22 protein-coding genes and 1 riboswitch are annotated in these 24,249 nt (G+C 59.0%); of the genes, 13 read left to right on the top strand and 9 right to left on the bottom strand.

All coding sequences use genetic code 11. From position 1 onward, the window contains the following. Positions 1-104 precede the first annotated feature (104 nt). Both ptsP and LG327_RS08075 read right to left on the bottom strand, forming a co-directional pair. Positions 105-2,405: a phosphoenolpyruvate--protein phosphotransferase gene (ptsP, locus tag LG327_RS08080; protein WP_404368237.1), complete on the bottom strand. Its 2,301-nt coding sequence runs from the start codon at positions 2,403-2,405 to the stop codon at positions 105-107. 113 nt (positions 2,406-2,518) lie between these two features. Beyond that, positions 2,519-3,025 carry an RNA pyrophosphohydrolase gene (locus LG327_RS08075; protein ID WP_404368235.1) on the bottom strand — a complete coding sequence of 169 codons (507 nt, stop codon included), beginning with the start codon at positions 3,023-3,025 and terminating at the stop codon, positions 2,519-2,521. Positions 3,026-3,185: 160 nt separating this feature from the next. Between LG327_RS08075 and LG327_RS08070 the strand changes: the two genes are divergently transcribed. Beyond that, on the top strand, positions 3,186-3,842 hold the full coding sequence (locus tag LG327_RS08070) for an HAD family hydrolase (RefSeq protein WP_404368232.1): 657 nt from the start codon (positions 3,186-3,188) through the stop codon (positions 3,840-3,842). Between the two features lie 14 nt (positions 3,843-3,856). Then, the gene (locus LG327_RS08065; protein ID WP_404368229.1) at positions 3,857-4,966 is read left to right on the top strand and encodes an imelysin family protein; all 1,110 of its coding nucleotides are present in this window, start codon (positions 3,857-3,859) and stop codon (positions 4,964-4,966) included. Here LG327_RS08065 and LG327_RS08060 read toward each other — a convergent pair. The 6 genes from LG327_RS08060 to thiC form a co-directional block, all read right to left on the bottom strand. Next, complete coding sequence (locus LG327_RS08060; protein WP_404368226.1) at positions 4,946-6,142, bottom strand: class I SAM-dependent rRNA methyltransferase; 1,197 nt, start codon at positions 6,140-6,142, stop codon at positions 4,946-4,948. The two genes, LG327_RS08065 and LG327_RS08060, sit on opposite strands and share 21 nt — an antisense overlap. A 91-nt stretch (positions 6,143-6,233) precedes the next feature. Beyond that, complete coding sequence (gene gcvH / locus LG327_RS08055; protein WP_404368223.1) at positions 6,234-6,626, bottom strand: glycine cleavage system protein GcvH; 393 nt, start codon at positions 6,624-6,626, stop codon at positions 6,234-6,236. An 88-nt stretch (positions 6,627-6,714) separates the two neighbouring features. Beyond that, positions 6,715-7,521 (bottom strand): 3',5'-cyclic-AMP phosphodiesterase, encoded by an 807-nt coding sequence (gene cpdA / locus LG327_RS08050; RefSeq protein ID WP_404368220.1) that lies wholly within the window; start codon positions 7,519-7,521, stop codon positions 6,715-6,717. Between the two features lie 132 nt (positions 7,522-7,653). Then, positions 7,654-8,145 (bottom strand): DUF1249 domain-containing protein, encoded by a 492-nt coding sequence (locus tag LG327_RS08045; RefSeq protein WP_404368217.1) that lies wholly within the window; start codon positions 8,143-8,145, stop codon positions 7,654-7,656. 2 nt (positions 8,146-8,147) lie between these two features. Continuing rightward, entirely contained in the window at positions 8,148-8,777 is a 630-nt protein-coding gene (locus tag LG327_RS08040; protein WP_404368214.1) for an NUDIX domain-containing protein, read from the bottom strand. A gap of 102 nt (positions 8,778-8,879) precedes the next feature. Beyond that, positions 8,880-10,757, bottom strand: a complete 1,878-nt coding sequence (gene thiC, locus LG327_RS08035) for a phosphomethylpyrimidine synthase ThiC (RefSeq protein ID WP_404368211.1) — start codon at positions 10,755-10,757, stop codon at positions 8,880-8,882. Between the two features lie 48 nt (positions 10,758-10,805). Then, positions 10,806-10,910, bottom strand: a riboswitch (TPP riboswitch). A gap of 171 nt (positions 10,911-11,081) precedes the next feature. On the opposite strand from thiC, the gene LG327_RS08030 reads away from it, so the two are divergent. Continuing rightward, positions 11,082-12,470 carry a TolC family outer membrane protein gene (locus tag LG327_RS08030; RefSeq protein ID WP_404368208.1) on the top strand — a complete coding sequence of 463 codons (1,389 nt, stop codon included), beginning with the start codon at positions 11,082-11,084 and terminating at the stop codon, positions 12,468-12,470. A 15-nt stretch (positions 12,471-12,485) separates the two neighbouring features. Here the strand turns inward: LG327_RS08030 and waaA are convergent, their stop codons facing one another. After that, the gene (gene waaA, locus LG327_RS08025) at positions 12,486-13,745 is read right to left on the bottom strand and encodes a lipid IV(A) 3-deoxy-D-manno-octulosonic acid transferase (protein WP_404368205.1); all 1,260 of its coding nucleotides are present in this window, start codon (positions 13,743-13,745) and stop codon (positions 12,486-12,488) included. Between the two features lie 185 nt (positions 13,746-13,930). Between waaA and lpxL the strand changes: the two genes are divergently transcribed. The 10 genes from lpxL to LG327_RS07975 all read left to right on the top strand — a co-directional run bounded on the left by lpxL (position 13,931) and on the right by LG327_RS07975 (position 24,194). Beyond that, on the top strand, positions 13,931-14,881 hold the full coding sequence (gene lpxL / locus LG327_RS08020) for an LpxL/LpxP family Kdo(2)-lipid IV(A) lauroyl/palmitoleoyl acyltransferase (RefSeq protein ID WP_404368202.1): 951 nt from the start codon (positions 13,931-13,933) through the stop codon (positions 14,879-14,881). Continuing rightward, on the top strand, positions 14,878-15,837 hold the full coding sequence (locus tag LG327_RS08015; protein WP_404368200.1) for an ELM1/GtrOC1 family putative glycosyltransferase: 960 nt from the start codon (positions 14,878-14,880) through the stop codon (positions 15,835-15,837). Before lpxL ends, LG327_RS08015 begins: the two co-directional genes overlap by 4 nt. Further along, positions 15,834-16,946: a glycosyltransferase family 4 protein gene (locus LG327_RS08010; RefSeq protein ID WP_404368198.1), complete on the top strand. Its 1,113-nt coding sequence runs from the start codon at positions 15,834-15,836 to the stop codon at positions 16,944-16,946. The genes LG327_RS08015 and LG327_RS08010 overlap by 4 nt, the downstream gene beginning before the upstream one ends. An 8-nt stretch (positions 16,947-16,954) precedes the next feature. Next, complete coding sequence (locus LG327_RS08005; protein ID WP_404368196.1) at positions 16,955-17,953, top strand: glycosyltransferase; 999 nt, start codon at positions 16,955-16,957, stop codon at positions 17,951-17,953. A 73-nt stretch (positions 17,954-18,026) separates the two neighbouring features. Then, complete coding sequence (locus LG327_RS08000) at positions 18,027-18,686, top strand: YrbL family protein (RefSeq protein ID WP_404368194.1); 660 nt, start codon at positions 18,027-18,029, stop codon at positions 18,684-18,686. Positions 18,687-18,755: 69 nt separating this feature from the next. Continuing rightward, positions 18,756-19,667, top strand: a complete 912-nt coding sequence (locus tag LG327_RS07995) for a lysophospholipid acyltransferase family protein (RefSeq protein ID WP_404368191.1) — start codon at positions 18,756-18,758, stop codon at positions 19,665-19,667. A gap of 115 nt (positions 19,668-19,782) precedes the next feature. Further along, a complete protein-coding gene (locus tag LG327_RS07990) occupies positions 19,783-20,616 on the top strand; it encodes a glycosyltransferase family 2 protein (RefSeq protein ID WP_404368188.1) in 834 nt (277 codons plus the stop codon). Next, complete coding sequence (locus tag LG327_RS07985; protein WP_404368186.1) at positions 20,613-21,770, top strand: glycosyltransferase; 1,158 nt, start codon at positions 20,613-20,615, stop codon at positions 21,768-21,770. Before LG327_RS07990 ends, LG327_RS07985 begins: the two co-directional genes overlap by 4 nt. Positions 21,771-21,808: 38 nt before the next feature. Then, positions 21,809-22,741 (top strand): sulfotransferase, encoded by a 933-nt coding sequence (locus LG327_RS07980; RefSeq protein ID WP_404368183.1) that lies wholly within the window; start codon positions 21,809-21,811, stop codon positions 22,739-22,741. A 427-nt stretch (positions 22,742-23,168) separates the two neighbouring features. Next, the gene (locus tag LG327_RS07975) at positions 23,169-24,194 is read left to right on the top strand and encodes a glycosyl transferase family 90 (protein ID WP_404368181.1); all 1,026 of its coding nucleotides are present in this window, start codon (positions 23,169-23,171) and stop codon (positions 24,192-24,194) included. The last annotated feature ends 55 nt before the right edge of the window (positions 24,195-24,249 follow it).

Raw genomic sequence — 24,249 nt, 5'->3', positions numbered from 1 at the left:
AGTCGCCCATTGATCGAGTTTTACAAGGTTCCTACGCCGCCAAAGGCGTTATATGTACAGTAACAGCGCAAACTAGAATACTCACCCTGGTATTCTGCCCGGACTCAGGACGACTGGCTAAGCGCGTCAGATGAGCTCCTTCCCGGTCGCAGATAGCGGCCAAATCCGGCACTGCGCAGGGCAAGATCGACACAGCTTTTGATCACGTGGGGCGAATCCAGCAGCAATATGTCTTCCAGCAGCTGGGATGCCCATTCCCGGCTGATACTCCGGATTACCGATTTCACCCGTGGCAGGCTCGCTGCGTTCATTGAGAGCGCATCGTATCCCATTGCCATGAGAAGAACGGCTCCACCAGGATCCCCCGCCAGCTCGCCGCAGATGCTCACCGGTTTGCCCACAGCATGGCAGTCATGGGCAATTCGCACCAGGGCCTGCAGTACCGCCGGATGATATGAGTGGTAGAGCTGGGCCACTCGCGGATTGTTACGGTCCACGGCCAGCAGGTACTGGGTCAGGTCATTGGACCCGACCGAAAGAAAATCCACCCGCTCTGCGAACTCCCGGACCTGATAGACCGCTGCCGGAATTTCCACCATCACGCCGACCTTGGGCATGTGGATGTTGAATCCCTCCTCGCGAACCTCGTGATAGACCCGATAGATCAGGTGCAGGGACTCCTCCACCTCGGAAATATTGCTGATCATGGGCAACATGATCTGCAGGTTGTTGAGCCCTTCACTGGCCTTCAGCATGGCCCGCACCTGCACCAGAAAAATCTCCGGATGGTCCAGGGTTACCCGAATGCCCCGCCAGCCCAGAAACGGATTTTCCTCCGAAATGGGAAAATAGGTCAGCGACTTGTCACCCCCGATATCAAGGGTACGCATGGTCACAGGACTGGGGGCAAAGGCTTCCAGCTGCTCACGATAGTATTCCCGCTGCTCCTGCTCCGACGGAAACCGCTCCTTGATCATGAAGGGCACTTCCGTGCGATAGAGACCTATGCCCTCCGCACCATGATTCAGGGAACGGACGACATCGGTCATCAGGCCGGTATTGACCAGCAGCGATACGCGATGGCCATCCGTGGTTTCACAGGGCTTGTCCCGAAGCACCTCCAGCCCCCGGAAAAGCGCGTCCTCTTCCTTGCATATTTCCTGATAATAGGTCCGGAGTTCGTCTGAGGGGGAGGCGAAGATCTGACCTTCAAACCCATCCACGATCAGCTCCCGGCCATCCAGCTGATTGACGGGAATATCCACCATCCCCATCACCGTGGGCACACCCATGGCGCGGGCGAGAATGGCAACATGGGAGTTGCCCGAGCCACGCACGGATACCAGACCCACCAGCCTGCCACGGGGCACCTCGCCCAGCATGGCAGGGGTGAGTTCGTCGCTTACCAGGATGGTCCGCTCGGGGTAGGACACCTCATCCAGATCAGATTCCTGCAGGTGGGCCAGAAGCCGGCGACCAAGGTCGCGGATGTCCACCGCACGTTCACGAAGGTAAAGATCCCCCATCTTTTCAAAATGCCGGACATACTGGTTTACCACCTGTTTGAGGGCACCCTGGGCCCAGTAGCCTTCGCCAATCCGGTTGACCACCTCATTGGGCAGAGCATTGTCGTCCAGCATCCGCAGATAGACTTCGAAAAGGGCCTGTTCTTCCGGCCGCAGTTGCGATGCCAGTCGCTCCGCCACCCGCTCGATATCTTCACGCACGGCGGTAACGGCGCCCTGGAAAAGAACCAGTTCGTGGTCGATATTGTCGGTCTGTTTTTCAGGCACTGCATCCAGATCTGCCGGCGGATAGACCACAACGCCCTGACCCACCGCTATGCCAGGAGCGCCGGCAACTCCGCGGAAACTGACATCCCGGGTTTCCTGGCCGGTAAGAGAGAGGCCGCTGATGGCGCCGGTGGCTTCGCTGTGGGCAATCACCCCGGCCAGCTGAGCCGATACGGTGACAAGAAAGGCTTCTTCGCCTTCATCAAAACAGCGGGAGCTTTCACGCTGCTGAACCACCAGCACACCCAGCACCCGCCTGTGGTGGATAATCGGCACACCCAGGAATGAGCTGAAACGCTCCTCACCGGTTTCAGGGAAATAGCGATAGCGGGGGTGGGAAGGAGCATCCTCCAGATTGATCGGCTCCTCCCGGGAACCGACGAGACCGATGAGACCTTCGGAGTGGGCCAGGCTGACGTGGCCAACCGCTTTTTTGTAGAGCCCCTCGGTCGCCATCAGGATGTAGCGATTGGTGTCGGGGTCCAGCAGATACACCGAGCAGACCTCGGTGGACATGGCCTTCTGCACGCGCGACACAATGATACCCAACGCCTCGTCCAGATCCCGGGCGCTATTGACCTCTTGTACGATACTCCGCAGCGTGTTCAGCATGGCCGGCTCAGTCTTCTGTTGTTGAGGATACTGCTCAGGTCCGCCAGCGTCCCGGAACGACGTCTGACTGGCCAGTTCCCCTGGCTGTGAAGTTTACCAGCCGGAACCGGCCTTCAGCGGGTATCCGCCCGCTGCCACTGTTCCATGGTTCGGAACAGTCGTGGCGCCAGTTCCCGGAGTGCCCTCCGGTACACTTCGCGTTTAAACGATACAACCTGCCCCAGCGGGTACCAGTAACTTACCCACTGCCAGCCGTCAAACTCCGGTGAATCCGTGCCGTCGACGCAAACCTGCTCGTCCGGCGAAAGCATCCTCAGCAGGAACCATTTCTGTTTCTGTCCCACACAGACAGGGTGCGAATGCTGTCGCACCATCCGTCGGGGGAGGCGATATCTGAGCCAGCCACGGGTACAACTGATAATTTCCACATCGCTCGCGCTCAGGCCAACCTCTTCGGCCAACTCCCGGTAAAGTGCCTCTTCCGGTGACTCGTTCTGTTTGATGCCACCCTGGGGAAACTGCCAGGAATCCTGCCCTATACGCCTTGCCCAGAGGACTTCTCCCCTGTGGTTGACAAGAATGATTCCGACATTGGGTCTGAAACCGTCTGAATCGATCACGGCACAGTCCTGTATAGTGAAGTCGGTGTAAATCCAAGTTGGCTTCATTCTTACAGAAAGACCAACCTTCGGCAAACAAAGCTGTTATCTTTTCAGCATGTTAGAATTGCCACTTTGTCAATTCACTGTTTGACGTGTAACCGTGCAGAAGGAGCGCCCCTTGACCCTCGCCATTTTTGACCTCGACAACACCCTGCTGGCTGGCGACAGCGATCATGCCTGGGGCGAATTCCTCGTGGAAGAAGGCATCGTTGATGCCGAGATCTATCGGCAGGCCAACGATCGCTTTTATCAGGAATACCTCAGCGGCGGCCTGGATATTCATCGCTACCTCCGCTTCGCGCTGGAACCTCTTGCCCTTCACGAACCCGAGCAGCTTGCGCAGTGGCGGGAAGAATTCGTCGCCCGGAAAATTCAACCGATGATGCTGGCAAAAGCCGCGGCTCTCGTCGAGGATCACCGGCGCCAGGGTCACACGCTGCTGATCGTTACCGCGACCAACCACTTTGTTACCGAGCCGATCGCTGAACTGCTGGGCATCGAGCATCTGATTGCCACCGAACCGGAGATGATCAATGGCCGTTATACGGGTGCGGTTGCCGGCATTCCGAGCTTTAAGGAAGGCAAGGTTGCCCGGCTTGATGACTGGCTTCAGCATCAGGACCTTTCCCTCGAAGGGGCCTGGTTTTACAGCGATTCCCACAATGATCTGCCCCTGCTGGAAAAAGTAACCCATCCGGTCGCTGTGGACCCGGATCCAGTACTCGCTGAGCATGCACGCAGCCATGGCTGGAAAATTATTTCACTCAGGGACTGATCAGGGAACCTGCCATGACTCGCCTTCCTCTATTCCTGCTGTTGGGCCTTCTTGCCGCCTGCACCGAAGGGCCGGATCAGACGGCCGTGCTCAGCCCACCCCTGGTGACAGAAAGCTCCGAGGCAATCCAGTTCGCGGTCACCCGTCACAGCCAGGCCGCCTGTAATGCAACCGGCACTCTGCAGACCAGCGTATCGACCTTTCTTGATACCCCTGAGGCCGACACCCTGATGGCTGCGCGATCACAGTGGCAGGAATCTCACCAGACCTGGTCCCGCCTGCTACTGGCCTATCAGCTGGCACGGATGAAACCACCCCAGGCTCAGCAGGACCGGGACCCTATAGATGCCCATCCCATTCTGCCAGGCTATCTCGACCGGGTGCCCGGCTATCCCCGCAGCGGAATCGTTTATTCGGATGTCCCTCTGACCCCGTCGTTCCTGCAGCAGGAGCACCAGTCAACGGACTTCTTCTATGCAACCCTGGGCTTCCACCCTGTCGAAACCCTGCTCTGGGGAGGCATCGATCAGCGCCCGGAGCATCGCTCCCAGCTTTTCCAGAGACCCGGGAACCTGCCCGAGGCGCAATTCGATTCGCGTATACGACGAATCGAGCTTCTGCGAATGCTTGCCCATGGCCTGAACCGGGACATGGCAGTAGTCTGCGTGCACAGCAACCGCCTTGCTCTCATGCATGCCCTGTCCGAGGTTCGCAGCCAGCCTGAAGTGGCGCTTGCCTCCCTCACCGACGCCCTGGAGGTGCTGGTGGACACGAAGCTGGCGGAATGGGAAGAGAATTCGCAGGGAGAGACTCGCAATGGCATGCCACTCTGGCATTCCAGGTTTGCCAGAACGGATTTTGAAATCATGGCGCTGCAGGTCGAAGATATTCACGGGCTCTGGCTGAGCACCCTGCTCCCCGACGCCGCGCCAGACAGAGAAACGGCCGGCAGGCTGGCTGATCAGGCCACGGCCCTGACAGTCAGCCTGCGGACCCATCATGAGACCCCTGCCGATATCAGCGCTGAAACCATCGGACAGACCAGAGCCCTGGCGCAGGCCCTGAGGGAGGGGCTTGAGGGATTGCTGCCAGAGCAATCCGCCTCAGAGGAAGCCGGTCAGTGAGCGTACAAAACAGGACTTGATATAGGCAGTTTCGGGAATACCCGGCACGATGGGGTGGTCAGGAGCCTGATGGCCCTGTTCCAGTAACTGGACAAACCGGTCGATCTTGCGGCCGCTGCCGCGAATAATGTCGATCAGCGAGTCCTGGGACAGGTGCATGGAACAGGAGGCCGATACCAGCAGGCCATCCCTCTCCAGGAGGCGCAGACCCAGCTGGTTCAGCCTGGCATAGGCCTGCTCACCAGCTTTCTGATCCCGGCGCCGGGGAATCAGTGCCGGCGGGTCCAGCACCACTATGTCAAACTTCTCCTTTTCGTCACACAGGGCCTTGAGCGCCAGAAAAGCATCACCTTCCAGGGTATCCACGTTGCTCAGGCCGTTGAGAGCCGCATTGTGATGGACTGACTCCAGTGCCTGGGAGGAACTGTCAACGCAGGTGACCTGGGCGGCACCGGCGCGGGCCGCCTGGATGCCCCAGCCCCCGACGTAACTGAACACATCCAGCACCCGCTTGCCCGGGGCATAGGCCTGCAGACGCTGGCGATTCATGCGATGATCGTAGAACCAGCCGGTTTTCTGCCCGCCGGACAGCGGAACCTCGAACTCCGTGCCATTCTCCCGCACCCTCAGAGTGGCGGGCTCCTCCCCCTCGAAGGCCTCGGTATAACTGGCCAGACCTTCCACGTCCCGCATCTTGCCGTCATTTTTGAACACAATGGACCTGGGATGCACCAGCCGCTGAATGGACCTGCCAATCGCCTCCTTCATGGTCTCCATGCCTGCCGTGGAAATCTGCACCACCACCACATCGTCGAACCGGTCCACCACCAGGCCTGAAAGGCCGTCACTGTCCCCGAAGACCCAGCGATAGAATGGTTCGGCGAACAGCCGGTCACGCAGCGACAGGGCAACCTCCAGGCGCTGGGACAGGCGCTGAGGGGTCATGCCCTGGGAGGGATCCCGGCTGATCAGGCGACCGCAGATGAGGGTATGGGGGTTTACGAACACCGTGCCCAGGGGCTTGTCGAGAGAGGACCGCAGCTCAGCCTGGCTGCCGGTGTCAAAACCGGCGAGTGGCGACCGCTGGGTGTCGACCTCGTTGCTGTAGACCCAGAGATGGCCCGCCCGCAGGCGACGCTCCGCCCCCTTGCGCAGATAGAGTATGGGAAATTTCATGGTTTTCTTCCTGCAGAGGGAATCCGGGAGCCGTCGGAGACTCCCGGAAAAACAGAGAATAGGCTTCGGGTGATCCAATACCGGACGGGAACTACTCCTCGTCCTCAACAAGCGCGGCGTAGGCCTCGGCGTCCATGAGCCCGTCGATTTCACCCGGGTCCGATAGCCGCACGCGGAACAGCCAGCCCTCGCCGTAGGGATCCTCATTGACGATTTCCGGCTCATCTTCAAGCTTTTCGTTCACTTCAAGAACTTCGCCAGTGACTGGACTGAACACATCTGAGGCGGATTTTACCGATTCCGCCACACCTGCCTCCTCTCCCCCCGTCACCGTTACGCCAACGTCAGGCACACCGATGTAAACCACGTCACCCAGCTGGCGCTGGGCAAAATCCGTAATACCCACCGTCGCGGTGCCGTCACTTTCGACCCGGACCCACTGATGGCTTTCGATATAACTGAGATCGCCTGGAATTTCGCTCATTTGATGCATCCTTGTCCTGCTTTTCCGGGAAGTTTACCGAAAGCGGGAGAGATGAAAAGCCTGCAGCCCAAATCAGGAGATTTCTCCGTCAATAACCCGTGCTTTCCGAGTCAAGCTCATAGCTGAACTCAAGGGCGCGGGAGACGCCGGTCTCAAATTCACCGGTCTCGTGGAAATTGAACCAGCGGTAGCCCGGGGCCTTGTCTTCCACAGAGAACTGGCGGGAGTTTTCTTCAAACTGGATACAGGTGGAAGGAGTGGCCAACAGCTGGACTCCATTACGCTCCCGGTCCAGGTCCTGGTGGATATGCCCCCAGAGCACAACCCGGACCTGCGGCCAGCGGTCAATGACCCGCCAGAAAGCTTCACGATTTCGAAGCCCGATATCGGCCATCCAGTCACAGCCGATATCCACCGGATGATGATGGAGCGTGACCAGAGCTGGAAGCTCGGGGTGTTCCGCCAGTGCGGTGTCCAGAAAAATCAGCTCATCGGCCCCAAGCTCACCATGGACGTGTCCGGGAACAGACGAATTGAGTGCAATGAACTGCCACCCACCCTGCAGAATCTGGCGTCGGTCTGAACTGGTCCCCGCGATGGCGCGGTTGAGGTTTGCCTGATGGTCGTGGTTGCCAGCCATCCAGATTGCCGGGCAGGAAAAGCGGGCCAGGCGGTCAGCAAAAATACGGTAGGCCTCGTCGGAACCATCCTGCGCCAGGTCCCCGGTAGCCAGGATCAGATCCGGACTGAAACCGTCTTTCTTCACCTGACCGATCACCGCATCCAGACTGTCACGGGTGTTAATGCCCAGTAACGAAGCTGAAGGATCAGCCATCAGATGAGGGTCAGTAAGCTGGAGCACCCGAAACGGCGGGCGGCTGGAAAGTGGCATCATATTATCTGCTGTCTGAACCATGGCCTGGGCAAGAGTAAAGCCAATTGAGAGTGGTTTCCAGAAACCCCATCACACAAACGGCTCTCTTTCCCTGATTCAGCAACTATGTCCCAGGATGAATGCGACAGCCATTCAACCTTCGTCCACCTCACTACCATCGGGCCGGCGGGCCAGGGCCAGCGGAACATGGCCAAAACGCAGGCAGAACTCCAGCCAGTCGGCAAGAAAACCGTTTACCTGAACTTTTTCATCGGGATGGTGCATGTAACGGTTGGGGTAATCATTGACCGCTGCGATCTGGCGGTCCCGATAGCAGCTGATGACCTCCACCATGGCCGCATCGTGGTACATGCGAACAGTCAGGCGGGGGTTGTTGAGCCACCGTCCAGCGTTGTGAATCTGCTCAAGCAGCAGGGTTTCGGTAAATCTCGCGGTTTGCAGCACCTGCATTCTTACCCGCCCGAAATACTGCTCGCCCCGATGCAACTCGAATTCGGACACCGCCCTGCCTTCCGCTTCCAGCTGCCTGAGCCTGGCAAGACGCATGTAGTTACCCTCACAGAGGGCTCCCAGCCGCCGGAGATCCGGCACATAACGTCTCGGCTTCATGGTCCATTCGCGCATGATCAGGACCACTCACCGCGCAGGCGGGAACGGTGCAGTTCGAGCCACTGCAGCGCAATAATGGCCGCAGCATTATTAATGCGGCCATCGGCCACCATGGCGAAAGCCTCCGCGGCGGAAAACACGTGGGCCCGGATGTCTTCATGCTCGACTTCAAGTCCGAACAGGCCGCCAGCGGCTTCCGTTTTCACCCGGCCACAGAACAGATACACCATCTCGGTGGTGCCGCCGGGGGAAACCAGGTAATCGCAGATTCTTTCCATGGCGGCAAAAGTCAGACCGGCCTCTTCCTCGGCCTCCCGGTGAGCCACGTCTTCGGGGCTTTCTTCCGGCTCGTTCATGCCGGCCACCAGTTCCAGCAGCCAGGGCGACTGATCGCGGCCAATAGCGCCCGGGCGGAACTGTTCAAGCAGCACCACTTCATCCCGCTGTGGGTCGTAGGGCAGAACGCAGGTTGAATCGCCGCGAACAAAAATTTCACGGCTGAACACCTCACTGGTGCCACCATCAAAACGGGCATGGCTCAGCGTGAGCTTTTCCATCCGGAAAAATCCGTCAAAGACCGTTTCCCGGTCCTTGATATCGACATCCTTTTCGGAAAACTGGAAGGGGGCTGGTGTGTTCCTGGACATTGAGGCTCTACTTCTTTGAGGTGAAGCAGAACAATAGCTGGCCAGGCCGGAGCGTTTCAAGCCCCAATGCCCGACCATACGGCCGGGCACGGGGAATCGTCCTCAGACCTTGTCGTAAAGCTTGCCGCCAGTGGCGCGGAACTGCTCGGACTTCTCCCTCATTCCCTCGTCTACGGCTGCGATCTCCTCAATGCCTTTGTCCCGCGCGTACTCCCGGACTTCCTGCGAAATCTGCATGGAACAGAACTTCGGGCCGCACATCGAGCAGAAATGAGCGACCTTTGCGGAGTCCTTGGGCAGGGTTTCATCATGGAAGGCCCTGGCCGTATCAGGGTCCAGCGCAAGATTGAACTGGTCTTCCCAGCGGAACTCAAATCTCGCCTTCGAAAGCGCATTGTCGCGAACCTGGGCTCCGGGATGCCCCTTGGCCAGATCAGCTGCATGGGCTGCAATCTTGTAGGTGATGATCCCGGTTTTGACATCATCCTTGTTGGGCAGGCCCAGGTGTTCCTTGGGCGTGACGTAACACAGCATGGCGCAGCCGAACCAGCCAATCATGGCGGCGCCGATGCCCGAGGTGATGTGATCGTAACCCGGCGCAATATCAGTGGTCAGGGGCCCCAGGGTATAAAATGGCGCCTCGTCACAGCATTCCAGCTGCTTTTCCATGTTTTCCTTGATCAGGTGCATGGGCACGTGGCCGGGACCTTCAATCATCACCTGAACATCGTGCTTCCAGGCGATTTTGGTGAGCTCTCCCAGGGTTTCCAGCTCACCGAACTGGGCGGCATCGTTGGCATCCGCGATGGAGCCTGGGCGCAGGCCATCGCCCAGGCTGAAAGCGACATCGTAGGCCTTCATGATCTCGCAGATGTCCTCAAAGTGGGTATAGAGGAAGCTCTCGGTGTGGTGCGCCAGACACCATTTGGCCATGATGGAACCACCACGGGAAACAATACCGGTAACCCGGTTTGCGGTCATGGGCACATGATGCAGCCTGACCCCGGCGTGAATGGTGAAATAGTCCACCCCCTGCTCTGCCTGCTCGATCAGGGTATCCCGGAAGATTTCCCAGGTCAGGTCCTCCGCCACGCCACCAACCTTTTCCAATGCCTGATAGATCGGAACCGTGCCAATGGGCACTGGCGAGTTGCGGATGATCCATTCACGGGTTTCATGGATGTTCTTGCCCGTGGACAGATCCATCACGGTATCCGAGCCCCAGCGGATGCCCCAGGTGAGCTTCTCCACCTCTTCTTCAATGGAGGAACTTACCGCTGAATTCCCCAGATTGCCGTTGATTTTCACCAGGAAATTGCGCCCAATGATCATGGGTTCGGATTCCGGGTGGTTGATGTTGTTGGGAATAATTGCCCGCCCCCGCGCCACTTCCTCACGGACGAATTCGGCAGTGATTTCGGCCGGCAGCGAGGCACCGAACGACTGGCCCGGATGCTGCTGGTCCACCAGACCCTGGGCGCGGGCTTCCTGCAGCTTCATGTTTTCCCGGATTGCGACAAATTCCATCTCCGGGGTAATGATTCCCTGCCGGGCGTAATGCATCTGACTGACATTCCGGCCTGGTAGCGCCCGTCGTGGTTTGCGTCTGTCCGTAAAACGCAGGGGGTCCAGTTGCGGATCACGCATGCGCCGGCGGGTGTAGTCCGAGGTGTAGTCCGCCAGACGCACAGTGTCACCACGCTCGTCGATCCAGGCATCCCGCAGCGGCTCAAGACCTTTTCTGAGATCGATCTGGGCCGTGGGGTCCGTGTATGGACCAGACGTGTCGTACACCATCACGGGAGCATTTTTTTCTCCCCCAAGCTCAGTGGGAGTATCACTGACCGAGATCTCACGCATGGGAACACGCAGGTCCGGGCGGCTTCCCTGTACGTAAATTTTTCTGGAATTGGGCAAGGGCCTGATAGCGGCCGCGTCAACGCTGGCTGCATCACTGAGATAGCGGGGTATTGTTGTCATGACGGCGTCCCATTGGAGGAATAAATTGGGTCGCGCATGACGGAGATCGTCGGCTCTGGTCTCAAATCCCTACGCCGGTACTAACCGGATCAGGTTCGCGGGTTCTGCACTGCAGTCTCAGCCGGCTCTATGCCGGCACCCCGTCAAGACGCGATTACTAAGTACCCGGTGAGGCCACAGGAGCTCACATGCATACGCATCGGCTTCAGCCAGGTTAGGTACCTTTTGCAAGTGTAGAGATCAGGGCAATTATTGTCCATAATGTTGACCGCCTGCGTGCCCAGCATCTCCAGCCATGACGCTTATGCATAATCCGGAGTCTGTATGAAAAGAACAGTGCTTTCAGGGCTCATCGCTCTATTCACCGCACCATCAGTTGTTGCGATCGACCTGGTCGACGCCTATGAAAAAGCTCTGTCCTACGACTCCAGCATCGCCGAAGCAAGGGCAGCCTTCGATGCCCAGCGGGCCAGCATAGACGTCAGCCGCAGCTCGCTGCTGCCCCAGATCAACGCCTTTGGGGACGTTGGCCACGAGAGGACAGAAACCGATCTGACCACCGACAGCTATACAATACAGAGATACGGTGTCCGGTTGACCCAGCCCGTATTCCGGGCCGAACTCTGGTTTGGACTCGAGGCCAGCAAATTCGAGAGTGAGTCCGTCCGGGCCGACTACAGCCTGGCTCAGCAACAACTGGTTCTCGATGTTGCCACGGCCTACTTCAACGTTTTGCGGGCAAAGGACACACTCACCACGGCCCGCGCCACGGAAGCGGCCATCCGCCGTCAGTACGAACAGACCCAGGAGCGTTATGAAGTCGGGCTGATCGCAATAACCGAAGTCTATGAATCCCGCGCCAGCTTCGACGACAGCACCAGCCAGCGCATCGCAGCGGAAAACGACCTGGACATTGCCCGGGAGAGGCTCGCCCGGCTTACCGGGGAATACCCCGAGAATCTGGACAATCTGGAACAGGCCTTCCCGCTTGCTCGCCCCGAACCGATGGATCCGTCCGCCTGGGAAAATATCGCCCTGCAGCAGAACTGGCAGATACGGTCGGCCATGTACCGGGTGGATGCCAGCGAGGCCACTCTTGACCGGGCCCAGGCCGGGCACTACCCGACCCTTGACCTGACCGCCTCCTATACCGATGTCACTATCAGAGGACTTGAGCGGCGGGGCCTTGCCGTCAATCAGACATCCGGGGGCTCCGACAGCACCGATGCGGCAATCACTCTCTCTCTGAATGTCCCGCTCTATCTGGGCGGCGGCACACAGGCCGGCGTGCGCCGGCAGCGCTCGCTGGTGGACCAGGCCGAACAGTCTTTACGGACGGTACGCAGGGATGTCCGGGTCAATGCCCGCAGCCTGTTCCGCACCGTCGGCACCAATATCGAATCGGCTTCCGCTCTTGAGCAGACCATCGTCTCCCGGCGCAGCGCACTGGAGGCGACCCGGGCCGGTTATGACGTCGGCACCCGCAATATCGTCGAAGTGCTGGATGCAGAGCGCAATTACCGCATCGCCCTGCGGGACTTCGCCAATGCCCGCTACGACTATGTGATCAACACTCTGAGCCTGAAGCAGGCCGCTGGAACCCTGAGTCCCCAGGACCTGCTCGATCTCAACGAGTGGCTCAGTGCCAGTGCCCCCGGCATTGAGGCCCTTGCAACCGAGGACGAAACTCTCGGGGAGCCAATACTCAACTGATTGGTCCCGCACCGCTCACACCCGTTCAACGATGCCATTGACCACTTTCTCCAGCGCGCCCCGGTTGGCTTCCACCACCGCCAGCGCGTTGCCGCCAAGGCTGGCTGCCAGCGCGGGACTGGCAATGATTTCAAGGATGCAGTCACCCAGGGATGCCGAGTCGCCGACGGACGCCAGAGCATCGCCTCTGGCCAGTCGACCATAAATGGTTTCAAAGTTAAAAACATGGGGTCCGGACAACACCGGGATACCCCATGCGGCCGGTTCCAGCGGATTGTGGCCGCCCCTTTCGATCAGTGACCCGCCGACAAATGCCATGTCCGACGCGCCATACAGCATGAACAGCTCTCCCATGGTATCGGCCAGATACACCTGACACTCCAGAGCCGCCTCGCCCCGCGAACGCCTTGCCAGACTAAGCCCCGCGTGCACCACCAGAGTGGCGACATCGTCAAACCGCTCCGGGTGCCGGGGAACAATCACCAGCAGAGTCTCAGGACAGGCCCTCAGTACCCGCCGGTGTGCTTCCAGAATCTGACTGTCCTCTCCTTCATGGGTACTAGCCGCAATCCAGACCGGTCGGCCAGCTCCAAGCACCTCCCGCCTGAGCCCCGCTGAAGCCTCCCGAATGGCTGGAGTAACCTCCACGTCGAACTTGATACTGCCGGTGACCGAAACGGACTGGGGACGGGCACCAATACACAGAAACCGTTCCGCGTCTTCCTCGGCCTGGGCCGCGATCCAGCTGATACTGCCCAGCAGAGGGCGAACCAGGGAACGCACACGCCGGTAACCCTGGGCAGAGCGTTCGGAAAGGCGGGCATTTATCAGGAAGATGGGCACATTGCGCTGCCGGCAAAGGGCAATCATGTTGGGCCAGAGTTCGGTTTCCATGATCACCAGCGCCCGGGGGTTCACCCGGTCCATAAAACGTCGAACAGCTCCGGGGGTATCATAGGGTGAAAACGAATAGCGGACTCTGGAGCCAAACAGCGCTCTCGCCCTCTCAGCTCCTGTCGCGGTCATGGCGGTCACGAGAATGGGAATGTCTGGGTTGCGTGCAAGCAGGGCCTTGACCAGGGGCGAGGCGGCTATGGTTTCCCCCACCGAAACCGCATGCACCCAGATAACCGGCTCCGGCTCCGGCTCCGGGTAGCCCAGCCGCTGGCGCCAGTTGGCCAGAGCCTCGGAAGAATGCCGCCCCTGCCACCAGAGACGCAGCAGAACAAAAGGCAGCGCCAGACGAAAAAACAGGGAATAAAAAAAGTGAAGCATTATGACTCCGTGCTTGCCGATCCGGCCATTATCCTACATAAAATGGCGTGAATTCGCTCAAGGAATGGAACCAGTCCCTGCTTTCGGGATTTCCAGAAGCTGCGGACTTCTGCACCCGGTCCAGTGGCTGCTAAACTGCTGCCAGATTACATAACCCCACTTCCACCAGACGGCCCCCAACCAGCGTGAGTAAAAAAAGAAATAAAACCCGGGACACCCGCTATTCAAACTACCTGCATCCGAAATGGTGGCCCACCTGGCTGCTTGTGGGAATCATCTGGCTGATATCCCGGCTGCCCCTCGCAGCCCAGTGGCGCCTGGGAGCCTGGATCGGAGAACTTGGTCACCGGTTTCTGGTATCAAGGCGAAAAATTACCGCCACCAACATCCGCCTGTGTTTTCCCGAGCTGTCCGCTGATGAGCAGGCGGCACTGGTTCGCAGGAGCTTTCGCTCCAACGGCATAGGCATTATGGAGATTGGGCTGGCCTGGTTCCGGGACCCCGCCAGCTTCCTGCCCATCACCCGGGTGCACGGCCTGGAGCATGTGGATGCAGCTCTGGAAAAAGGCAACGGCATTCTTCTTCTGGGGGGCCATTACAGCACCCTCGACCTTGGCGGCAGCCTTGTAACCCAGTTCATCGAGGCGGACGTAATGCAGCGGGATCACAACAATCCGCTGATGAACGCAGTCATGACCCGTGCGCGGGAAAGACGGTACGGTAAGGTGCTGGGCAGCAGGGATCTGCGCGGACTGCTGAAAAACCTGAAAGCCAACCGGATCATCTGGTATGCCACAGACCAGGACTATGGCCGCAAGGGCACCGTTTTTGCGCCCTTTTTTGGCGTGCCGGCGGCAAGCATCACTACCACCTCACGGATTGCCGAGCGCAGCGGCTGTGCCGTCGTTCCATTCAGCCACTTCCGGCGGGAAGACGAAATCGGCTACGACATATACTTCCAGAAGCCCCTGGAGAACTTCCCTTCCGGGGATGACATGGTTGACGCTACACAGGTAAATGCCGCTATCGAGCGGGAGATACGCCGCCATCCGGATCAGTATCTCTGGATGCACCGGCGCTTCAAGACCCGGCCTTCCCCGGATGAGCCCCGCTTTTACGGGAAAAAACGCAAGTGACCCGGGCCCAGGGAGAGGGAAAGGAAGCGGCGGGAAAAACGCCAGTGGTCTGGCTACTGACCGACCACAAACCCGGGCATCGCAATCAGCTCAAGGGCCTGGGCAACCGGCTGAGGGTGCTCGCTGGCGCATCACTTCACTGGATCGACGTCAGAGATACCCGGGTGCCTGCCTGGCGCGCCCTGGTGGGTGCTTCGCCCTCGCTGGACCTGCCCCGTCCCGATCTGATCGTCGCCGCAGGGGCTGCCACTCACCGACTGCTACTCGCTCTGAGACGCAAAAGAGGCGCGAACACTCTGGTCCTGATGAAGCCTTCCTTTCCTCTCTGGCTGGTGGATGGGGCGATCATTCCCGAGCACGACGGAGTTAAACCTGGCAGGCGCGTATTTGTTACTGAAGGTGTCATCAACACCATGACCCCCATGGCGAAACTCACCAGCAAGCCTGAAGCCCTGGCACTGATAGGCGGCCCTTCAAAGCACTATAAATGGGACGGGGACCTCGTCCTCGATCAGCTTCTGCAACTGATGCAGGAGTATCCTGAATGGCGCTGGACCCTCAGTGGATCCCGACGCACACCTCCCGCTGTGCAGAAACGGCTGGAAGAACTGGCCGGCCCCAGGGTGACCGTGGCCGATCCCGAGCGTACCCATGAAGACTGGCTGGCCCATGCCCTGGCCGGCTGCCGCGCTGCCTGGGTCACACCCGACAGCGGGTCCATGGTCTACGAAGCGCTCACTGCCGGCCTGCCTGTGGGCATTTTCGGACTCCAGCCACAGCCCTCCAGCAGAATTGCCCGTAGCGTCGAAGACCTGGTCGCGAGGGACCGGCTCGCCCGCTGGCAGGATCATCACGCCATCATGAGTCTTCAGCGGGAGACACCCATCCCTCTTTGGGAAGCGGACAGAGCGGCTCGCTGGACAATCCGGAATCTGCTGAAGGGGGAGGGGCATTGAGGATTCTGCAGGTATTGCCAGCCCTGTACAGCGGCGGTGTCGAACGGGGCACCGTTGAATTTGCCGCCGAACTTGTCAAACGGGGCCATGAGTCCTTTGTGCTCTCAAGTGGCGGCCCCATGGTGGGGCAACTTGAGCGTGAGGGCTCAAGCCACATCACCATGCCGGTCCACCGCAAGTCGGTTGTTTCCCTGCGCCAGGTCAGGCCCATGCGTGAGCTTCTGCGGCAGCTTCGTCCTGATGTGATCCACATTCGCTCACGCATGCCCGCCTGGATCACCTGGATGGCATGGAAAGGGCTTCCCGAAGACAGGCGCCCGGTGCTTGTTTCCACTTTTCATGGCATGTATTCGGTCAACCCCTACAGCGCCGTCATGGCCAGAGCCCAGCATGTAATAGCCGTCTCCACCTGCGTGAAGGACTATGTACTCAGCAATTTTTCTGTAGACCCGGAGAAGCTGACAGTGATTGAACGGGGGGTCGATGTCGCCGGCTTCCGGGAACGCACCCTGAACAGCGGCTGGCTCGACACACTGCTGCAGGAACACCCACAGCTACGGGGCAAACGCATCATCATGATGCCTGGCCGGATCTCCCGATGGAAAGGCCACGCGCTTTTTCTCAAGGCAATGAACACCATCATCAGGGCAAGGCCTGACTGTCACGGCATTGTCATTGGCGGGGTCGAGCCGGGCAAAGACAGATTCATGAAAGAGCTAAAGGCACAACAGCGTGCACTGGGCCTGGAACAGGCCGTTACCTTCCTCGGCCAGCGCAGCGACATCGCCGAATTTTATCTTTTGTCCAGCCTTGTCTGCCACATGTCCACCAAACCGGAGCCCTTTGGAAGGACAGTTACCGAGGCCCTGGCATCCGGAACCCCAGTGGTGGCCTTTGACCGGGGCGGCGCAGGAGAGACCCTGCAGGCCTGCTTTCCGGCCGGGCTGGTGGAGCCCGACAACACTGAAGCTTTCGCCCGCAAGGTCCTGGAGCTGATCGATAAAACGGACCACCAGATCATGCTTCCCGGGCGTTTTCACCTTGAGAATCAGGCCAGCGCAACCCTGGAGGTCTACCAGGACCTGCTTCGGCAGCGGCGAGAGGAATAACCCACACCATGCGAATACTTGTTATTCTGGCAACCTCGGACGGCCGCTCCGGAGGTATGGAAAAGCATGCTACGGACCTGGCCAACGGCCTTGCAAAGCGGGGGCATGAGATACATTTTGCGTCCCTCTCGGCCTACCATCCGCGCCTTGATAAGGGAGTCAGAGCGGTTCCGATCCCCGCCGGAGCGTCCCGTTTCAACCCCCTCCTGCTATTTTCTCTGGCGCCCCTGGTGAAAAATGGCGGGTTTGATCTGGTGCACGCCCAGGGCAGCAAGGCGGCCCAGATAACCGGGATGCTGAAAACCCTCTTCCCCCGTCAGCCCTGTGTAGCAACCATACATGGTTTCAAATCCCGCTACCCCCGCGCCTCCGCTTTCTGTCGCATCATTGCGGTGAGCCGGGGCCTGGCCGAGCACATAGGCTCGGACAATGTTTCCGTGGTGTACAACGGCATTGATGCACCACCAGGGGCCCGGGAACTGTCAGAACCTGTCCCGCCACCCCCCGCCACCCCTCTGTGGCTGGCGGTTGGACGCCTGGTGCCGGCCAAGGGCTTTGATATCCTGATCGAGGCCTTCAGCACTGTGCCCGGCACTCTCTGGATTGCCGGAGAAGGGCCTGAGCGGGCGCGACTGGAGCAGCTGATTCAGTCCAGTGCCCAGCAGGATCGCATCCGGCTCCTCGGCCACCGGTCTGATACCGGGGCGCTGATGGACCTGGCCGATGCGGTGGTCATCTCCTCCCGCCGGGAAGGCTTTTCCTACGTGTTCGCTGAAGCCCTGCTGGCAGAAAAGCCGGTGGTGGCCACTGACGTCCCCATAGCCAATGAATTCCTTGATCCCAGGTTCATCTGCCCCACCTCGAACCCGCATGACCTGGCCGGACTGATGCGAGGGATGACGTTCGAAGCAGGCCAGCAACAGGAAGCCCGGCAGGCGGCCAAAACCAGCCTCACCCTGGATGCCATGACCGAAAACACCCTGGCTGTGTACGCCGCCTGCATCTGATATTCTGCGTTCTGCGGAAAGACCGACTGCCAGCCTCTTTCAGCCACCAGCATCCAGAGTACCGGCCAGCCCCATGATCGATCTGAGCAACAGCAAACCTTTTGCCTCTGGCGCCAACCGGGACTGTTTCCGTCATCCGGATAACCCTGACCTCTGCCTGAAGGTCGTCCGTCCCGAGGCTCGCACCAGGCAACAATCCGTCGTCCGCACGCTGCCAGGCCGGAGGCGGCCTGACGACAATCAGCAGGAGCTTGCGGCTTACCACCAATCCGCCATCCGGAATCTGCTGGGACAGGGGCGGGAAGAGCTGGTCTGGGCCCATCTGCCGCGATTTTACGGGACCACGGAGACCTCCCGGGGGAAAGCCAATGTGAGCCAGCTCATTCTCGATAGTCGGGCAATGCCGGCGAAAACCCTTGAGCGCTACCTGCAGGACCAGAGACTGGATCCGGCCATTGAAGCTGCCATTGCGCGGTTTGATGCATGGCTCGCAGCAACCGGCATTCTCACCCGCAATCTCCTGCCCCACAACCTGGTCGTGGCGGAAACCGGGCCGCAGCCTGAGCTCTTCCTCATCGACGGCCTTGGCGCACCCGCCGTCCCGAACAGACTTGCGATCCTGAGACCGTGGCGCAGACGGTACGTATCACGAAAGATCAGGCGCTTTCATCTGCGAATCCGGTGGGAGCTGGCCGGCCGCAAAGGACGGTGGAGGGATGCACAAAAGCTCTGACTTGCCGGACCGTATTTATGGTGATAGCTTCCGGCTCATTCCGACAACACGATGACGTGCCGAGACATCATGGCCCAGATGAAAATGAAGCTCCTCGCGCTGGCCCTCAAACTGGCCGGCAAGCTGCCGCTGCGCACCGCACAGCGCATCGGCCGGGCCCTGGGCATGCTGGGGTGGTGGCTGCCGTCCCGGGCCAGGGAGGTGACAAAGGTCAACCTTGAGATCTGCTTTCCCGAGCTGAGCGACGGGGAACGAAAAAGACTGGCTCGCTCCAGCCTGCGCCACACCGGTCAGACCCTGATGGAAATCCCGATGATCTGGGAATGGCCGGTGGAGCGCTGTCTGGAACTCATCCGCGAAATCCAGGGGGAGGAACTGGTGCAGGAAGCGCTGGAGAATGACAGAGGCCTGATTCTGGTGGCTCCCCACCTGGGAAACTGGGAGCTGATAGGACTGTATTTTTCCGCCCGATATCGCATGGCCACCCTGTACAGCCCCCCCAATCTGCCGGAATTTGAAGATTACATGATCGGCGTGCGGGGCCGTCTGGGTTCCGAGCTGGTCCGCGGAGACCGGCGGGGCCTTGCCCGCCTCGTCACCCTGCTCCGGGAGGGCGGCATTGCCGGCATCCTTCCGGACCAGAGCCCAAGGGGAAAAGGCAACGTACATGCGCCTTTTTTTGGCATGAAAGTGCGGACCATGACCCTGGTTTCCAAACTGCTGCAGAAATCCGGCGCTACCGCGCTGATGGTCTACGCCGAACGCCTCAAGGACAGTGAGGGGTTCCGCCTGGTGATACAGAGGCCGGAGCCGGGGCTGGACGACCCGGACCCTCTGGTCGCAACCACTGCACTCAACCTCTCTGTTGAAAGCTGCGTCCGCCAGGTTCCGGAACAGTACCAGTGGGAATACAAACGATTCCGGCACCGCCCTGCAGGCGAAATCAACCCCTACACGCCTGGCAAGGTCTGCAAAGGCTGAGCCAGCAGTTGGTACAACACCCTACCCTCCAGGCGGTGCGCCTCCCTGGCCAAAAACTGTATAATCCCTGCACTGAATCGCTTTCAAGTTCCCCCAACGTAATCCGGGCCGTTTAATGTCTCCGAAAAACATCGGGGTGGTCATCACCACCTACAACTCTCCGCTCTGGCTCACCAAGGTCCTGACCGGTTACGAAAACCAGACCCTCCGCGACTTCCGGACCATAATCGCTGACGATGGCTCAACCGACGAGACCCGGGCAGTGATTGACCAGTTCCGTGCCAGGGGCATACTGCAGATTGATCACGTGTGGCACGAGGACAGGGGCTTTCGCAAATGCGAGATTCTCAACAGGGCCATCGCCCAGACCGACTGCGACTACCTGATTTTTACCGACGGCGACTGCATACCGCAGCCGGATTTTATCGCTACCCACCAGCACCTGGCAGAGCCGGGTTACTTTCTTTCCGGCGGCTACATCAAGCTCACCATGCCGGTCTCGGAACAGATTTCCGAAGAAGACATAGCCTCCGGGGAAATTTTCGATCCCCGCTGGCTCATTGCCCATGGCCAGCGCCGAAGCCACAAACTGTGGAAACTCTCCAGCTCCGCACTCTGGAAGAGGCTGCTTAACAGTTTCACGCCGACAGCCGCCAGCTGGAACGGCATGAACAGCTCAACCTGGACAAAAGACCTCATTGCAGTCAATGGCTTCAACGAAGACATGCAGTATGGCGGGCTGGACCGGGAGCTGGGCGAGCGTCTGTGGAATTATGGTCACAAGTCAAAGCAGATCCGCTACAGCACCGTGTGCCTGCACCTGGACCACCCCCGGGGCTATTCAAAACCGGAAATCTGGGCAAAAAACCGCGCCATCCGCAAAGCCGTGAAGGACAACCGCAGGTGGTGGGCGGACAATGGCATTGTGAAATCGGCCGGACCGGCATGAGAACACTGGTTGTCATTCACAGCCTGAAGATGGGCGGCATGGAACGGGTCGCCGTTAACCTGGCGGATGCCTTTGCCGAAGAGGGCCATGAGAGCCATCTGCTGTCCTGCCGCAACCAGCCCAATGACCTGCAGCCTGCCGACCCGGCGGTGCATCTGCACCATCACGATCAACAGAAAGCCCTGCTCAAATCCATCGTGGGCATTCCGGTATTTCTTCTGTCCCGACTGGTGCTGGGGGTGCTGCTGCCAAGATCCCATTTTATCTGGACGGGCTGGCTGAACGGATGGCTGCTCAGGATCCGTATAAGTTCTCTGGAGAAGCGTTTCGGCCGATTCGACCGGATTGTTTTCCGGGGTCTGGGCACTTTCAAATATTTCTGGTCCTTCCGGGATGATCGCGCCATCTACGTGCTGGAAAACGTCATCCACTACGACCGGCCGCTCTGGCAGAAAAAGCTGGAATGGAAGCTGGTGTTTCATGATCGTCATCTTGCCTGCGTGTCCTCTGGCGTCAGGGAGTCCGCGCAAGAGGCCTTTGCCCTGGGCCGCATCAGGCCAAAGAGCCTGAGGGTCATCACCAATCCCTGCCCGGTGGAGCAGATCCGGCAACTGGCCGAAAAGTCAGAACCCGATCTACCGGGTGAACCCTACATCCTGAATGTGGCCCGTCTGGTGCCCCAGAAGGGCCATACCCTGCTGCTGGAAGCGTTTGCCAGGGCGGAGATTGACCAGAAGCTGGTTATTGTCGGCGAGGGTCCCCGCCGTAAAGATCTGGAAGAGAAGGCAGACACCCTGGGTATCCGGGAACGGGTGATTTTCGCTGGCAAGCGGACCAACCCCTATCCCTGGATGCGCGGCGCGGATCTTTTTGTACTTGCCTCTGAGTATGAAGGCCTGGGCATCGTACTGACTGAGGCCCTGGCCTGTGACACGCCGATTGTCTCCGTGGATAACCAGGGGGTGCGGGAGGTTTTCAGGGGAGACCTGAAAGATTTTCTGGTGGAAAGAGATGCCGCCATTCTGGCAAAAAAACTGGAAAATCTGTTGAAGGGGGAGCTGCCACAGGTAAAATCCCGCTGGCTTGACCCGTTCAGAAGCCCCGTGATCGTGTCCCAATTCCTGGCCAGCCCGGCGACGGACATCGGCGACTGACACCAGATCCATTCGTCTTTAACCGGAGCAGGAGCCCCATGCCGTCCAATCCCCCATTAAACGTTCTTGTCTGCGGCATTTACCGCTCCGGCTCCAGCGCCATCGTGGACTACCTCAAGGGACACCCTGAATGCTCTGCTGCCCCGGGGGAGTTCACCGAGTTCAAACGGGAAGGCCGTATCGGAAGCATGCTGACCGCAGGCGCTCCAGAGGAGGCTCTTAAAATTGCTCGGAGGATGCGGCTGGAAACCCTGTTTGCACGCCTGCCCCGGGCATGGCTGACCCAGCGCAGAAAATCCGGCAGTCGGGCCCTCAAATACAGGGTTGACCAGAATCTGCTGAAACTGGAACACCTCAAAAAGTACAGCGATGACCTGCGCAGAGGTGCAGCTCCTGCCTCCACATCTCATATGAACCGGTGGATCCAGGAAACCGGTAAAAGAGTAGCGGGAGACAGGGATATCCTGGTGTGGAACCAGCCAGTCTGGATCGGCGCTCATCACGAGGTCTGGCCGGAGGTTTTTGAGCCTTTCCGGTTTGTCGGAGTCCACAGGGACCCGATCGATCAGTTCGCGGACATTGTCAGGCAGGGAACCCTGGGCAAACCAAAAACGGATCCGCTCTATGAGGGCAACGGCTACCAGCAAGACCCCATCGACTATCTGTTCACTGGCCTGACCCGAAAGCTGGAAAGCCTGCTGGAGCTGAAGAAACAACTGCCGGAAGACCGCTTCCTGGCGATGCCCTTCGAATGGTTCGTCCAGGATCATGACAAGGCAAAAAACGTCCTCTGCAATTTTATCGGCGTCGAGCCGGGACAGGTCAGCAAACCGCGCTTTGACCCGGCTCAGTCCAAGGGCAATATCGGGATCGGCCATACTGATGAAATAAAAGAACAGCTGGCGCCCTACCAGCAGCAGCTGGACCGGATGGCGCAGATCCGCCGGCAGCTATGGCCCACCCTGGACTGAACTTGCCCAGGGCCATCCTTTCAGGCATCGGGCAGAAGGGCTGGGTCCAGAGCAGGTCCGAAATCGATTGGGCCTTCAGAGAAGCTTTCCCGACCGGCCAGGCCAACTCACAGCAGCCGCTGACAAAGATGAAATCCAGGACCGCAGGACATCTTCCGCGGGTTTCGAGATGTAATCCAATAGTCTTCTCTTATCTCCGGATAACCCCGCCGCAACACCTGACGTTACAAACCCCGCGCAGTTCTTTTCCTGATCAGGTTTGATAAAAGCCTGCTGTTTTCCTGATATTTTCTTGAGGCCGCTGTGGCGGCATTCCAGCCACACCCGCGCTGCCATCAGGCGCTGAACGGTGCGATTGCAACAGAGCAGTCACATGGGAATGCGATCATTTGAAGGGTCAACCAGTGAGCTGAGCGGGATGAATTCCATGAAGTACCGAAAGACGAGTTCGAGAGGCCTCCACAAGATCTGCTTCTATGCCCGCAATGCCCTGCTCTCGATGATCCCCCCTCTCGTCTGGCGTCAGCGCGGGAGACGGCTGCTGGCGGAATTCGCCCGCATGAGTCCGGATCAGCAGGCCAACATCCAGGCTCGCGTGAACTATTACAACCAGTTGGAGCACAGATTCCCATTGCCGGCGACCGCCGAGCCCATTGAAGACTTTTCCTCCAAAGGGAAGAGCAGCGCCTACAGTTGTGATTTCAGAAATCATGCCCGATATTTTCCCGGCCACCTGAAGCTCAGCTACCTTTTTGGCGATGTTACCGAGGTGCCGGCAGAGGCCCGGATGCTGAAAAGCAGACCGATAACCGGAGATTCCTCTAATCGTAATTCAGTCATTCTGAAGCTCAATACGGTCCGGCATTATCATTTTGTTCCGGACCCTCTGGCCTTCCGGGAGAAAAAGCCAATGGCTGTGTGGCGGGGAAAATCCAACCAGCCGCACCGGATCGAATTTGCTCGTCAGTATGCCGACCATCCACTCTGCAATGTTGGCTGTACGGTTCACAAGGAACCACAAGCCCTGGGCTATCACCGCGACTTCCTCAGCGTGGAAGAGCAACTGAAATATCAGTTCGTGGTGAGTCTGGAAGGAATCGATGTCGCCACCAATCTCAAATGGATCATGGCTTCCAATTCGCTGTGTCTGATGAGACGTCCGCGGTTTGAAACCTGGTTCATGGAGGGAACGCTCATTCCGGGCTATCACTATGTGGAGCTCAAAGACGATTACTCTGATCTGGTGGAGAAAACAGAATACTACCGGGAAAACCCTGAAAAAGCCGAGGCCATCGTGCGTAACGCGAACCACCACGCGAGCCGTTTTATGGATGCGAAAATGGAGGAGCTGGTGTCCATTCTGGTTGTCGACAAATACCTGCGACTTAGCGGTCAGGGCTCACCACGCCGGAGCATGCCTGCCACGTATCCTGCGAAAATCCCCACTTCCTGAAAAGAGCGATATTCTCTCTGGGGCAGACCTGAACACCCATGACCAGAAGCCCGAG

It is taken from the genome of Marinobacter sp. (assembly GCF_044799475.1).
Classification (GTDB): domain Bacteria; phylum Pseudomonadota; class Gammaproteobacteria; order Pseudomonadales; family Oleiphilaceae; genus Marinobacter.
Note: the sequence above shows the minus strand (reverse complement) of the source record. Positions and strands in the feature narration are given on the sequence as shown.